The sequence below is a fragment of the uncultured Maribacter sp. genome, assembly GCF_947495965.1.
Lineage (GTDB): Bacteria > Bacteroidota > Bacteroidia > Flavobacteriales > Flavobacteriaceae > Maribacter_B.
Genome location: NZ_CANMBB010000001.1, coordinates 438,909 through 454,652, shown reverse-complemented (window position 1 = coordinate 454,652; position 15,744 = coordinate 438,909). Strand labels below are relative to the sequence as shown.

The window sequence follows — 15,744 nt, the reverse complement described above, 5'->3', positions numbered from 1 at the left end:
TCTTATTCTGTATGTGCATTTTCGTCTCCTCCAATATTATTCTCTGTGTAGCCTTCAAGTACTATTTTATAGGCGTGTGCATAACTAGATGGAACATTTTTAGGCGCTTTAATTACTAGCCCTTTACTATTTCTTTCCCATTCTATTTTTTCAGAGCTACCAAGAAGTGTAATTTCTGTAATCTTAGAATTAAGCACACCAATATCTGTGCTTAAGGTTTTTATCACGGTTTCGTTACTTGGTTTATCCATTACAATCGCATAAAATTCCTTATCCGATTTTTTGGTAAAACGTATATCTTTATTGGTATATTCAATTTTTATTTTCTCTACTTTATGGCCGCCTTCTGGTAAACGAGTAGGGCCTTCTCCAAATACAGTCCACGAACGAGTACCATATATAGCATCCCCATTTATTTTAAGCCATTCTCCCATTTCGGTTAATAAGTTAACCATTACAGGCGGTATAGATCCATCTGGGTTTGGTGGTACATTTAGTAGCATATTCCCGTTTTTAGAAACAATATCTACAAGAATGTCTACTAATTCATTTGGAGTTTTAAATTTAGCATTTGGTCTGTAAAACCATGCTCCTGGTGAAGTATCAGTTAACCAAGCTTGTTCTTTTGGTTGGTTAGGGCGTCCACGCTCATAATCTTTTATGGCAGTATCTTCAGGAAAAGTACTTTCTTTATAGCATACGGCAACTTCTTTATTCCATTCTATTCCTTTATTGTAGTAGTATGCTAAGAATTTTTGTCTAGACTCATCGGTCATATTTTCTAACCACCAATCAAACCAAATTAAATCTGGTTGGTAAACGTCTATAAACTCCTTTAATTTAGCCCACCAATCGTTATAGAATTGTTCATCAGGTGTATCAGAATCTAAGCTATGTGGGTTAGTATATAAATCGTAATCTTCTGCTTTAACTCCTCCATAGGCATGTGCTGTAGAAAAATATTTCCATGTAAATGCATGATGAAAAGAACCCATATATTTTAAGCCAGTAGCTTCAATTTCTTTTTTAAGTTCTGCAGATGGGTCTATACCTCCATAGTTCATAGAATTCCATCGGGTTGCTTTAGAATCCCACATAGCAAAATTGTCATGGTGCATGGCAACAGGGCCAGCAAATTTAGCTCCAGATAATGCAAATAATCTAGCCCATTCTTTTGCATTAAATCCAGAAGGATCAAATTGTTCTATGATATGCTTGTATCCGTATTTAGACGGATTGCCATATTTTTTTCTGTGGTGTATGTAATTATTTGTTGGTTTTCCTTTTTTTGTTTTATCTAACTTACCATTATCATACATTTTCATGCCATGCCATCCTGCGTAATGTTTGTCTGGGTCCGCACCAACAAAAGCAGAAGATACTGGTCCCCAATGTGCATAAATTCCAAATTTGGCATCTAAAAACCAATCAGGAGTTTCATTTACTTTACTTAAAGATTCCCAATTTTGTTCAAATTTTTTAGAAGGCTTTTTTTGCGAATTACCTATATTAGATAGGAATAAAAGAGTGCAAAAAAATAATAATTTTAAAGGGATTACTTTCATTTTACTATTTGTGTTATTGAATTATAAATGCTTTTTTAGATATTATTGAAGAGTAATAAATATCTAAAGCCAAATCTATAGTTTAACAACTATTAATAGCTAAACAAATGGTCTTGTCTGTAGAATAAATGGTTATATACTACGATAAAAGAGTGTGATTTTTACAGTTTTATATCTAATTCTTTAGAATTACATGTGTTTATTAAATTTTTTAAGTAATGAGTTGGTTAACTCTGGATTACTTTCTGCAATATTTATAGTTTCTTTAGGATCCGTTAAATGATCATAAAGTTCAATTGCAAGAGGTTTTGAGTGTTTATCTCTTATATCTTTCCAAAGAATAAGTCTATATTGTTGTGTTCGCATTGCGTATCCCATTAGGTAATTTTCAAACAAATCTCTATCCCATTTATCTCCTTGTTGTTCTTTAATTTTATCTTCAACTTCTTTGAGTAACGGTCCAAAATAGGTTTCGCGCATGGCTGGGCGTATTGGAAAAGCTCCCCATTCTCTTAGTGCTGGAGATGGGAATTGACTAAATGCAGCTGTTTTCCATTCTTGATTTGGGTTTTCTAATAAAGGAGCAAAACTTTTTCCATCCATATTTTTAGGCATATCTATTCCTGCTAGATCACACAAGCTCGGGTAAATATCTACTAATTCAACTAAAGCATTGGTTTTTAATCCTCTGCTATTTTTAGGCATGTCTGGAGTCCATATTAACATAGGCACCCTAGTTGCAATTTCATAATTGGTGGCTTTTCCCCAAATACCCATTTCTCCTAAGTGCCATCCATGATCACTCCATATTATAATGATTGTATTTTCTCTTACACCTGCATCATCTAGTGCATTAATTATTTTTCCAATTTGTGCATCTACATAACTTATACATGCTAAATAGGCATGTTTTAATGTTTTAGATAGTTTTGGGGGTAAATCTCCATTTTTAGGAATGCCAGATCGTACTCTAAGCTCAAAAGAAGGATGGAGCCCCATTGTGGCTCCGTCTTTTGGTCCCAAGGTAACTGTAGACATTGGAATTTCTTCTTCATTATATAAATCCCAATATTTTTTTGGGGATACCCAGTTTAAATGCGGTTTATGAAAACCTAACCCTAAGAAAAAAGGTTTGTTTCCTTCTGTGGCCATAGTTTTCATAGTTTCAATTGCCAAATCAGTATTATAACCATCGGAATAGGTGTTGTCGGGAACATCAGCAAATTCATAAGCAGGGCCCATTGCTAAGCCATATTTAGCAACATCTCCATATTTAGCAAACATTTCTTTTCGGGTTTCGCTTTTTATTTTTTGATTTTCTGGTACTGCAAAAGAAACTGGTTTAGGTGTGTTTTTTATTTCTTTTAGTTGGGGTCTAGACCATGATATTTCATCTTCATCTCCATGATGAAATATTTTACCATAATAAACAGACTCGTAGCCATTAGAAACAAAATGTTGTGCTATAGTTTTTACTTCTGGGTTTTTTTCTCTAAAACGTATATAATTATGAGTTACTCCACTATTTTCAGGACGAATACCAGTCATAACACTAGCTCTAGAAGGACCACAAATAGCTTGTTGGCAATATGCATTATTAAAGAGCAACCCTTGGCTTGCTAATTTATCTATATTAGGGCTTATTGCAATTTCAGAACCATAACAACCTAGTTCCGGCCTAAGGTCATCTATAGCAATGAATAAGACATTTGGCTTTTGTTTTTCTGGTGTTATCTTTTTTTTATTGCAACTAAAAATCAGAAGTATTAGTAAAGAAGTATATAATATTTTCATTATTTAAGTTGTTTGCATTACAAAAGAAAAGTATTAAGTTTTATAAGTGCTTTTTTACTTTAATATTTAAGAGGTAACCAAACACTCATATCCGTTTTTTTACGATTACTCCATGTAAAATAAGGGATGAGTTTAAGGTCTACCTTTTTTGGAATTTGTACAGTAAGAGGTTTGTACAAATTATTAGACCAATCTTCATGATGTAACATTTCCCCAGTACCTTCTAAGATAGTCATACCAGAGAGTACATTAGCGCCAGAGATAGGGGTTAATTTAATATTTTGAGGAATTACAATATCTGATATAGAAACATCTTTTGGTAAATCAATAGACTCTAAACAGTATACTAAAGGCCCTCTTTTTACCGCAACTTGGTTTCTAGTTTCTTCTACTTTTGGATCTGCAGTTATTAATTGAGCAGGCATTGGTAAATCTAGCGTAACTACATCTCCTTTTTTCCATTTGCGTTTTACTTCTACATACTTTCCTGATTCTATGGAAGAACTATAAGGCTCTCCATTAATAGAGATGTTTGCAGTTGTAGCCCAAGATGGAATTCTAAGCATTATTCCAAATTCTTTTTTGCGTTTATTGTTGGTCGTGATTTCTATATGACCATCCCAAGGGTAATTGGTTTTTTGAGTAAGGTTTATAGGAGTGCCATCTTCTAATTTGGTGTTTAAGACATTACTACCATATAGATTTACCCAAACACTATTTTCTGATTTAGAATATGCATAGGTATGCATTTTAGCAATAGTACGAATGATGTTTGGAGGACAGCAAAAAACGGACATAAAATCATTGCGTTCCCCTTGATCTTTTGTGTTTAAATCATGACCATCTATGAAGCGTAATGGGTTGGTGTAGAAAAATTGATCACCATCTAATGAAATTCCTGATAGCGCACTATTGTAGAAAATAAGTTCCATAATATCTGCAAAACGCCCCTCACCATTTAGTAAGAACATACGCCAGTTCCACATAGCGTTACCAATGTTTGCACAAGTTTCATTGTAAGCTTTAATATTAGGAAGTTCATAGTTTTTACCATAGGCTTCTGTTTCCATTCCTTTTCTTGTTGCCATAAAATGATGCGGACCTGTTGCGCCTGTTAGATACATTTTTTGAGTAGTAACATTTTTCCATATTCGCTCTAAAGCAGCTAGTAATTCTTTATCACCAGTTTCTGCATATAAATCTGCAACACCTGCATATAGGTAATTTCCATGACCAGCGTGACCTACGGCTTCATTTTCTTCTCTAATTGGGGTTGCTCTTTGGCTGTGAGCCATAGCTCTATGATCTCCTTTTTCAGCTTTACCTGTACCAAGCATGTTTATGAATGACTCAGCTACTTCTAAATATTTTTTATTGCCTGTAGTTCTATACATTTCTACAAGACCCATATAGTGAGGAGGATTCCAATCTATGCGTGCTAATTCTGGAGAGGGCTCTTTAAATTTGTCATAGATTAAATCACTTGCTTTAATTGCAATGTTTAAGAAGTTCGTTTTACCTGTAATTCTGTAATGTACGCAAGCAGCAGTCATTAAATGACCAAAGTTGTAGAATTCATGTTCTGGTCCATGAGTAAAAGCTTCTGTTTTACCACCTTTAAAAGGACGTTCAGATTCATGTTTAAAACCAGAAATACCGTGTCCTATTTGTTTTTTTGTATGTAAGTAACCATCTGGCCTTTGTGCTTTTGCAATTACAGTAATAATTTCATCCATTTGAGTGTTAATTTTTTCATCTTTTGTCATGGCATACTCATATGCTAAAGCTTCTACATATTTGTAAAAATCACCATCATGAAAAGACCAACCTCTAAATTCTCCTTCTTTTAAACCTGCAGCAACTTTAAAGTTGTCGTACGCATGAATTATCTCTGGGTCGTCCATTAATCTACCCAAATTTGGTATCATTATTTTGTGGTTTTGTTTTAGTTTTTCCGCCCAAAAACCATCTGTCCATCTACATTCATCAATATCTATAGTTTTTAATTGCATATAGGGTGTTTTAGAATTGTTTAACACCGCTTTTTCTTGTGCATAAGAGACCTGTAGCATTGCAATTGCGAATGCTACTAAAAGTAGTTTTTTCATCTTTATAATGTTTTATATATGAGTTGTAACTGGCTTTTGTAAGGAAATACACTTCTTGAAAAAGGGTGTATAATGCCAATTTTTAAGCCTTGGTACAAGGCTTAAAGTTACCTAGTTAGGAGCTTGAATTATGGGCGAATATTAACAGAGGCTTACTCTATTTTACCCATCTAGAAATAGGTGCTTATTCTTAAGAAATGTATTTAGAAAAGAACACCATAACCAAATTTAAATTGGTTATGGTGTATGTAGTATTAGTCATTAAACTTTTTAATAGTAATAGGAATTTGAATGTTAAACGAATGGCGGACATTATTAGCATCAATACTGTCAGCAGCACAGAGTAATGCAACAGGTTCATTATTTTCTATAAAAACCTGTGGACGTTCTAAGTGGTCAAATCTATAGGAGGATCCATCTTCCCATGTAACTGTTCTATCCGATATTTCAAAATGTTTAGCTTTATTCCAGTTTATACCATTTTCAGAGTCATAATGTACTAAAGAAAATACGCGTTTTTTTCCTTCATGTTTAATACGTTTTACAATTGCTCTATACTTTCCATCTTGGTACCAAATGTATGGGTCTTCTGCAGGAAAAGTTTCTCCTTTAAAAGTGAATACAGGGGCTGGGTATTTTTTAAAAGGCCCTGTAGGAGAGTCTGCAATGGCAACCATATGTACTACGGGACCTCCATTGGGTAATTTATGTTTTTTGCCTACAGCTTTATAAACCATTAAAATTTTCCCATCTGCCATTTGACAGACTGAAGGGTTAGATGTCATTAATGCATCATGCGCTAAAGAATCGTTTTCTGTTATATCTAAAACAGGTTTGTCAAAACGTTTCCATGGGCCATTAGGATTATCTGCAACAGCAACACCAATACGTTGGTTGTTACGGTGTACCCAATTAATTTTAGCTTTGCCAGGAACACTCACAATTTTTTTATCACCCATGTTCCCCATATAGTAGAGGTAATATTTACCATTGAATTTATGTACTGTAGGGTTGTGAGTTGTAGAGCCATCCCAATGTTCTATACCACGGTCTGGTAATGCATCACCTTTAGGCGTAAAAGGCCCAAAAGGAGACGTAGCTGTGGCATGAGAAATTACAGAATAGTTAACCCATTCCCAACCAATTTTTTTTGGCCATTGTGAATAAAACATATGGTAAAGATTATCTTCTCCCTTTACTAGAGACCCGCCCCAAATACTTAGGCTATCGTTTTTAAAAATGGAATTTTTAGATACTTTACCAAATTCAATTTTATAATCGGGCACTTGTTGCGTGATTTCTTTTTTTGTTTTTTCTTCTTTGCATGAAAAAATAAATAATGTGGTTACTAAAAGAGTAGTTAGTTTTGGTATTAACATGGTTGTATTATTTAGTAAGATTATTTTCTTTAATTCTTTTAAGTTGGTTTTTACTTAGTCCTTGTTTGTAGTATACCTCTATGTCGTGACGTATTCCTGTAGTTTTCATTTCAGGGTCATCTACATCAAGGCTTAGGTCGCAATCAAAGCGTACTAAAATGGAGTGTGGATTAACACCATATTTGCCTGCATTAACAAAATGAGACATTCCCCATGTAATACCACGCCCATACTTTGTATCGGTAAATGCATCTGGAACATAAGGTCCAGTAGCAACAGGGACTAACTCGCAAATAGAAGCTACTTCAAAGTTTACCCAATCTTTGGCATATTGTATGGTAAAGTGTTCTGTTCCATCTTTTGCAACAATAGCTCCTAAACCTTCTTTAAAGGGGAACATTGTAACTTCATGACCAGAATTTGTAAGGGGGTTTAAAGGGTGTTTTTTAAAAGGTCCAAGAGGGTTGTCTCCAGTGACTAAACCACCACCTACCCATACAGGATTTGGCCTGTTAAAGGCAGATTTATAATAAATATAAATTTGACCATTATGCACAAGAGGGTAGGGGTCATGAATGGCATATTGATCCCAAGAACCTTCTGGACCGTTTTCAATAACAACTTTTCCTGCGGGTGTCCATGGTCCATCTGGAGAATCTGCATAAGATGCAGTTACAGGGCAATAATCTCCTCGTTTACCACTAGCTTCCATAAAGCCTTGATAATACAAATAGTATTTACCTTTCCACTTTAAAATATCGGTAGTTGTTACCGCACGCCAACCAACTTCTGGTTTTGGGGGTCTTGGAACAGCAACACCTTGCTCTTCCCAAGTAAAGCCATCTTTACTAGTAGCGTACCAAATTTCTGATAAATCCCAATCTGTAGACGGAATGGTATCATTACTTTTTTCTGCATTTTTGGCTCCTACGGGTATAACAGGAGTATTTCTTTTAGTATACCATACGTAGTATTTGCCATTTTCAAAAATAACTTTAGATGGGTCTCTTCTAGATATAGTACCATCATGGTTATTATAATCGAATCCCTTTAATTCAGTGTATTTAAAGTTAGTATACAATTCATTATTCTTAGGATGAATGCTTGTATAATGATTAAAACTTCTATCCATTGCAGCACTTAATTTTCTGTTTTTAGTGCTATCAGTAATTGTATATGGGAATGGTCCTGAATTCTCTAATATTACTGTGTTTTCTTTTTGCTCTTTACAAGCAAATGCCCCTACTAATAAAAATATTAAATACAATTTGTTCATGATTTATACTTTTGAAATTAAATTAAAAAGGGGTTATTTTTGTTTGGCACCACGACCTTCAGGGTTTTTATTTATAGTTTCTGTTCCTTGTGCAAAATAGACTTCGGGCTTATGCCAAACACCTGTGCTTTTATAAGCAGGCTCATCATAATCTAAGCTTAAGTCGCAGTCAAAACGAGCAATAATAGAGTAGCTTTTTTTAGCAGTTCCTGCATTTATAAAATGCGATAACCCCCAAGTAAAACCTCTTCCATTTTTAGTGTCTGTAAAAGCATCTTTAGTAAATGGTGCTCCTGCAGATGGTACTAATGAAACGCATGATGCTATTTCAAAATTAACACCATCTTTAGCATATTGTATGGTTTCGCGCTCGTTACCATCTTTAATGGCTAAAGTTGCCACACCTTCTTTGTATGGCCAATAGGTAGTTTCATGACCAGATTGCATTACAGGGTTTAATGGGTGTTTTGTATATGGCCCTAATGGATTATCGGCAATAGCTAAACCATGACCTACAGCATAATTGGATCTGTTATTAGGCCATTTATTATAGGCTGCTTTATAGTATACATGAATTTTCCCATTACGAACAATAGGTTGTGGGTCATGAGTTGCTTTATGGTCCCATTCATTTTCTTTTCCAAAGGGAATTACTTTATCTCCCCCATGAGTCCATGGACCATTTGGAGAATCTGCATACGAAATAGAAACAGGACATAAATCACCACGTAATCCACTAGGTTCATCAAAAGCTTGATAATACAAATAGTATTTTCCTTTCCAAACTAAAATATCGGGAGTTGCAACAGAACGCCATCCAGATTTTGGTTTTTCTGGTCTTGAAATTGCAACACCTTGTTCTTCCCATGTAATGCCATCTTTACTTGTAGCATACCATATTTCTGCTAAATCCCAATCTGTTGAAGGAATTTCATCTGTAGCTTTTGCAGCGTTACTCCACCCAATAGGAGGTACTTTAGTGTGCCGTTTCGTATACCAAACATAATAAGTATCATTTACTAAAATTGGTCTAGAAGGGTCTCTACGAGATATTGTGCCATCACCGCCATTGTAATTAAACCCTTGTAAACGGGTATATTTAAATTGAGAAAAAAGTTCGTTGTCCTGGACTCTTGGTGTAGGATAATTAAACATGCGCTCAGACGAAGAACTTAAAGGTATGTTTGGCTTGTTAGTAGGCATTTTATAAGGAAAAACACCTTCAGCTTCTTTTTCGTTATTTTCTACTATTTTTCTTTCTGTATTAGAACAAGAAACAGTTATTATAACTAACAATAATGTAATACTAATTCTTAGACTTGTTTTAATTTGTTTCATTTTAAAATTATTTATGTTCATAATACTTTACATAATCTATTTTCATACTTGTACCATTAATAGCATCGGTTACCTCTCCAGCATGTTCCAATATGGCCAAGCTTAAAAATATATTAAGTTCTTTATCACATAAAGTATTGGGAATTGTTTTTATAAGTTTATTATCAAAATAAAACTTAATACTATCGGCATTCCAATTCATTCCATATAAGTGATACTGTTCGGCATAGTTGTAGTCTACTTTTGCATCATAACTTGCTATTTCAATCCATTCTCCATTTACCCTTGCTTCAATTTTATAATCTGAGATTAAGGCATTCCAATTATTACCACTTTTCCAACCATTGATAAATTGAATATGCCCTATATCTTTTTCAGAAGGCCATTCAAATTCCAACCATTTTTCTCCTGTTTTTTGTGAAACCCAACTAGTGGTAATACTACCATCTGCAATATCATAAACATCATAAGTGTCATTTAAAGTACCGCTAGATGTAATTGTAATTCCACTATTTTTGGATAGGTTATTTAAGCCATCAACGGAAATATCAGCATTGTTATCTTGTATATCACTAGGAAATTTACAACTAGAATTCTCTTCGAAGATTCGAAACTCTCTAATATGAAAATGGTTTGCATTATTAGATGAAAAACGAATGCGTTTAGTAGTTATAGCATTTTCAAAGCTATGCGCATACCCTGGAGATAACCCTTCTGTATAAGGTTGTTGACTATTCTCTGAGCTTCCGTTTTGCCAATGGTGACGATTTGTATTCACTTCATTAGGAAAATGACCTTCATTAATATCTAATTCGCAAATTAATTCACTGTCATTAATGCTTTTATCTCTTGGAAATAACCAAAACGAATTATTTGTTCCACTTGCACCTGCATATTTGTATTTAGCTTCATAATATCCAAATCCGAAAGTTTCTTTAGTCCAAATATTACCACAAGTCCAATCTTGACCAGCTCTCGTTTCTTTTCTTGCTTGTAATTCTAAAACACCATCTTTTACAACTGCATTTTCTCTCCAACGACTACAAAGAGTTCCACTTGCACCATTTTGAGATGTCCAATTAGTCTCTAATTCAGAATCATCATAATCAAATTCATCTTTCCAAGTTAATTCCCATTTGGTTATATCAAATTGTTCTGTTGGACTAGGCAATACAGTGTTATAAGTTTCTTCAGTACAAGTGATTAGTTCTTCTTTTGGTTCTTCTTTTGGTTCTTCTTTTTTAGGTTCTTGTATATCTTCTGACGATGATCCACAACTTTCTAAGCTAAAGCCAAAAGTTATCATAGTTATTATTACAGTTATTAAATTTAACTTTTTCATTTTTTTAAATTATATATTCTTATTAGAAAAATAAACTAGCTGCTATTTATATTTATTAGTGTTTTGAATGAGGTAAAGGTTTCGTGAGCCAATAATCATATACTTCTTTTAGCTGCTTATAGGCTTCTTTTTTATTACGTTTCTCATCTACAATACCCCACTCTCTAAAACCAGACTCTGGGGTTCCACGATAATTACTTCTGTAATCATTATAACTCCAAAGAGATACACCAGTAATCCATGGATATTGTTTTAATTCTTTAAGATATGCAACTAATTCATCTGTTAGTTTTCCTTCAGGAGCTGGACCAATTTGTCCTTTTCCTATTTCGGAAATAAAAATTGGCTTTCCAGGAAATTTTTCATGCGTTTTTTTAGCAAGTTCTACTGCTTTACCATAGGTGTTCATAGAAATAAAGTCTACTTTTTCATATGGCTCACTTCCTACTTCTCCTTTTCGGTATGATGTTATTGTAACATATGTTTTTAATCTTGAAGGGTCTAATTCCTTAACATAATCTAACATGGAATTTGCATATTCATACTGGTTTTTGGTCATCTTTTTTTCTGGCCATGTTGCTGCAATGGAATCATTTTCTCGTAACTCATTACCAACGCTCCATGCTACTACAGATGGATGGTTGTAATCTCTTTCTATCATGTCTTTCATCCATTTTTTGGTTAGTGGATTGTTTGGGTAGGATTGTGGGTCATCATCTCCCCAAACAGGAATTTCTTCTACTAATAAAAAGCCTATACTATCACACACTTTAAGTAAATTTTTGGAAAGAGGCGCATGCATTAATCTAGAGAAATTGCATCCTAAAGACTTTATGTCTAGCATGTCTTGTAGAACTAAATGGTCTGGTTCTGTATTTCCATAATTTGGATGGTCATGTACTCGGTTTATTCCGTTCATACGAACAGCTTCATTATTTAAATAGAATTGTTCGCCTTTAACTTCAAATTTTCTTATGCCAAATTTATCTGTTGCAGTGGCAACAATATCCTTATTAATTAAAACAGAGCTTTTTAAGTTATAAAGATTGGGGTTATTAAAATCCCAAAGTTTTACTTCTTTAAGTGGTTTTTTAAACTTTATATATGAAACTGCAGTTGTTTCTTTTGCAACATTTATTTTTATAGAATCTTTATGAATATCTCCTATTTCTGAAAGAATACTTGCAGTTGCTACTGTATTTCCATTGTTTTCAATCTTATATTTAATAGTAAAATTTACTATTTGGTTATTAAAATCAGGTTCGGAAGTAATGTGTTGGTAAACAATTCTTACATCATTATTTGCTATTAATGATACATCTCTACTAATACCTCCCCATGCCCACCAGGCACCACGTTTATAGGTGTTATTAGCCATCACAACTATTGAGTTTGGGGCATCTAAATTTATTTTCTTAGAAATATTAAATTCAAATGGGGTGTAACCGCCAATATGTTCTCCTAATAATTCGCCATTTAGCCAAACTTTAGAGGTTTCATAAACTGCATTAAACTTTAACCTTATTTGTTTTTCTTTCCAATTTTTAGGAATAGTAAATGTTTTCTGGTAATATCCTTTCCCCACATATTCGGAATATTTTTTTTGAGTATCCCAATTCCCTGGAACTTGTAAGGTATCCCAATTAGAATAGTTTTCTTTTAAAATTTCTTCTTCAGATATTTCATTTGAGGCAAGAAAAGCCCAATCTCCTGATAAGGATTGCGTTTCCTGAATAGAGTTAAAATTATTTTTTTTGTTAGATGAGGTGCAATTGGCAAATGCGCATGCGATTAAAACAAAAGCTAGTTTTCTTAATAGTATCATTTTTGCAAGTGTAATGTTAGACTAATTGTTATTTTTTTAAATAGTATAGGTTATAACTTTTCGGCTTTTAGTACTAAGGACCAGTTACTTTTTTCATTATTATTTTCTCTTTGTATTTTGAAATACATAGTGTTTTCATGTTCAATATCAATCGTCATCATTCCTCTTACGTTAGTTTTAAAGACTTTATCTAAGTTTTCTTTTGACGTTCCGTATTTTATGTTGTAAAAAGTATCTCCAAACTCACTTGTGTAACCAATTATAACTTTGTTGTCTTTTATAAAGGTGTCCCAAATTTTTGGAGGTAGTAATTTGCCATTTGGTGTAATTTTTATGCTATTAGCTGGGGTACTTTCTCCCTTTTTGTTCATAGCAACTACACTAAAAGTGTATTCTTTGTTGTTGGTTAAACTCTCAACTTCAATAGCATTTGTAATAGTTTTAAATGACTCAATAATTTCTCCTTTGTCATTTTTGTAACGAACCAAATATTCTGTTGCACCTGGTACTTTTTCAAAGAAGACTCTTGCAGATTTATCTCCTAAATTAGCACCCGAAATTTTAGGAGATTTTGGAGTGGTAAATGGAACTACTTTTTCATACCTAACATAACCAGTTGCACTAATTAATCTAATTCTTAAATCCAGTAGTTTTTTTGGTAAAGTATTCCAAGTAATTTCACCTTTCCAAGTTTTATCTTCTGGTTTTATAGAAGGTAATTCTAGAGACTTTTCTTCAACTACTTTTCCTTCTATATCTCTAAAGTCCCATTCTAATTTGTAGTTGTTTAAACCATAACTTGGATAATCATCTAGTCCTCTTATAGGAATAATTACTTTGGCTTTGTTTTTAGAAAGATTTAGGTCTTTAACTTCAATATCTTTAATAGGACTAAATTCTTTAGCTACTCTACTAAACATTCTTCTTTTCTGTCGCCATACATTTATTAATCCCCAAACCCTATTTTCTTCTTGGGAAGTTGCTGCATAGCCACTTCTATAATCATTAAAAGTCCATAATGAGCCACCTATAACAAATTCATTTTTTCCACGCCAGTGTTCATTCCAATCTGTAAAAATTTGTTGGTCACCATCTAAAGATGTTGTTGGGTAAGGGTCAAATCCATATTCAGAAATAAAGATTGGTTTCTCAGGCCATTCACTTCTTAATTTGTCAATGATTTCTTGGGGTTCTCCTTGCCATCTGTACATATTATGCATTATAATGTCTACTTCAGTATTAGGGTCTGTTTCTCGGTTTGAGAAACTTTTTTGGCCACTATTACTTACACAAGTTACTAATCTATTAGGGTCTAATTCGCGAACAAAATTCATAGTTGTTTTTGCATATTCATAATGATTAGAAAGCTCGTTCCCAACACTCCAACCAATTATACTTGGATGATTCCAATCGCGTTCTACCATACCTTTTAGCCAATGTTTTGCTAATGGATATTCTGGAGCTGTAAATTCAGGGTTGGTTAAGTCTCTAATATTTGCTTCCTCAAAGAGCAGTATTCCTTTTTTATCGCATAATTCAATGAGTTTTTCATTTTGAGTACCGTGCATAATTCTCATAAAATTAGCACCTGCTTCTTTCATTAAATCAACATCTTTTTCTAATACCTCTAAAGGTTCTGAAGACCCGTAATAACGATGTTCACTTACTCTATTAAAACCTCCTAAGCGAACAGGTTCTCCATTTAATAACAGTTTTGAAGCTGTTACTTCAACTTTTCTAATTCCAAAATCATTATTCTTAGTATCTATTACTGTTTTGTTTTCAGAAATGGTAGTTTCTAAATGGTATAATTCAGGTGTATCAAAATGCCATAATGTAACATCTTTAGCCTCTAATTTTTCTTGTAAAACGACCTCTGAAATTTTATTAGCTGGTACTTCAACAGTTTTAACTAATTCAGTAATTTTTTTATCTTTTGAAATGATAGATTTTATGGAAATACTTTTGGCCTTATCTGAGTTATTTTCAACTTTCACTTTCAACTTTAAAGTTGCAGTTCCTTTTTCTAAATTTGGTGTTGCATGTATGTATTGGTTGTTAATTCTTGCCAGAGAGTTCTTAACTAAATACACATCTCTAATAATTCCTCCCCAGTTCCATGTTGCACCAACGGCATTACTATTATCTACTTCTAAAGCTAGTACGTTCAATTCTTTAGAATTTAAATATTGTTCAACTTCAAATTCAAAAGGCGTAAAACCACCTCTATGTTTACCAATAAAAATGCCATTTAAATAAACTTTGGCCACGTGATAAACACCATCAAATTTTAATCTAATTTTTTCATTAGCATTTACAGTCCAATTTTCTGGTAACTTAAATTCTTTTCTATACCATCCTAATCCATTGTAGTTAGAATAAGAGTTTAGCATTCCCCAGTGCCCTGGTACTTTTAAATTATTCCAGTCTGAATCGTCATATTCTGGTAAGAACACCTGTTCTGGTTGTTTTTTAGCTTCTAAAAACTCATCTTCAGGAATTGGTCTAAATAGTACAGCATCTGCAGCTACTTCTCCATCTGTAATTGCTGTAACTTCAACATAATTATCATCTTCTGCATTAAACTTATATATGCCTAAACTTATCCATTGCCCGCAGTTTGTTCTTTGGCTTACGTATTTTGGCATTCTTCCTTCAGCATTATTTATGTTTATTTGAGTGGTTAAATGCGATGCAAAAGGATACATGATTAAAGCCTCATAATATCCTGTTTTACTAATGTTTGGTTTAAAACGAACATAATTAGTAGTAGATTCATTTTCCTTAAAATTATGTGTTAAATAATCAGTTCCATGAAAAACAGAACCTCTTCCTCCAATTTTTTTTATTTTCCATTTTCCTTTTATTTCAAGACTTTCTTTATTGCTATTATCAATAATAATGTCAGATTGCTGTATTTGGATATTTAAAGGGTTAGAACCCATACCATAAATGGTATTATATTTCCAAGTTCCACTTAAAGAAATAATACTTTTATTTTGGTTTTCTTTAGATTTCTGAGAAGTACAACTAACTACAATTAGAAGTACAAAAATTAAGTTTAAAAAACATGTTTTTTTGATGTAAAACTGCTTCATGTAATTTTCTATATTCATA

General features: G+C 33.2%; 9 protein-coding genes. All 9 read right to left on the bottom strand.

What is annotated here, in order from left to right; all coding sequences use genetic code 11:
* Window positions 1-2 precede the first annotated feature (2 nt).
* The 9 genes from Q0820_RS01945 to Q0820_RS01905 all read right to left on the bottom strand — a co-directional run bounded on the left by Q0820_RS01945 (window position 3) and on the right by Q0820_RS01905 (window position 15,743).
* Window positions 3-1,565 carry an alpha-L-fucosidase gene (locus Q0820_RS01945; RefSeq protein ID WP_298484591.1) on the bottom strand — a complete coding sequence of 521 codons (1,563 nt, stop codon included), beginning with the start codon at window positions 1,563-1,565 and terminating at the stop codon, window positions 3-5.
* A 189-nt stretch (window positions 1,566-1,754) separates the two neighbouring features.
* The gene (locus Q0820_RS01940) at window positions 1,755-3,359 is read right to left on the bottom strand and encodes a sulfatase (RefSeq protein ID WP_298484589.1); all 1,605 of its coding nucleotides are present in this window, start codon (window positions 3,357-3,359) and stop codon (window positions 1,755-1,757) included.
* Between the two features lie 59 nt (window positions 3,360-3,418).
* Window positions 3,419-5,467: a glycoside hydrolase family 127 protein gene (locus Q0820_RS01935; RefSeq protein WP_298484588.1), complete on the bottom strand. Its 2,049-nt coding sequence runs from the start codon at window positions 5,465-5,467 to the stop codon at window positions 3,419-3,421.
* A gap of 254 nt (window positions 5,468-5,721) precedes the next feature.
* Window positions 5,722-6,846 carry a glycoside hydrolase family protein gene (locus Q0820_RS01930; protein WP_298484587.1) on the bottom strand — a complete coding sequence of 375 codons (1,125 nt, stop codon included), beginning with the start codon at window positions 6,844-6,846 and terminating at the stop codon, window positions 5,722-5,724.
* Between the two features lie 7 nt (window positions 6,847-6,853).
* Entirely contained in the window at window positions 6,854-8,122 is a 1,269-nt protein-coding gene (locus Q0820_RS01925; protein ID WP_298484586.1) for a family 43 glycosylhydrolase, read from the bottom strand.
* Between the two features lie 33 nt (window positions 8,123-8,155).
* Window positions 8,156-9,460, bottom strand: a complete 1,305-nt coding sequence (locus tag Q0820_RS01920; RefSeq protein WP_298484584.1) for a glycoside hydrolase — start codon at window positions 9,458-9,460, stop codon at window positions 8,156-8,158.
* A 7-nt stretch (window positions 9,461-9,467) separates the two neighbouring features.
* The gene (locus tag Q0820_RS01915) at window positions 9,468-10,802 is read right to left on the bottom strand and encodes a family 16 glycosylhydrolase (protein ID WP_298484582.1); all 1,335 of its coding nucleotides are present in this window, start codon (window positions 10,800-10,802) and stop codon (window positions 9,468-9,470) included.
* A 55-nt stretch (window positions 10,803-10,857) separates the two neighbouring features.
* Entirely contained in the window at window positions 10,858-12,627 is a 1,770-nt protein-coding gene (locus tag Q0820_RS01910) for a glycoside hydrolase family 2 TIM barrel-domain containing protein (RefSeq protein WP_298484580.1), read from the bottom strand.
* Between the two features lie 50 nt (window positions 12,628-12,677).
* Window positions 12,678-15,743 carry a glycoside hydrolase family 2 TIM barrel-domain containing protein gene (locus Q0820_RS01905; RefSeq protein ID WP_298484578.1) on the bottom strand — a complete coding sequence of 1,022 codons (3,066 nt, stop codon included), beginning with the start codon at window positions 15,741-15,743 and terminating at the stop codon, window positions 12,678-12,680.
* Window position 15,744 lies beyond the last annotated feature (1 nt).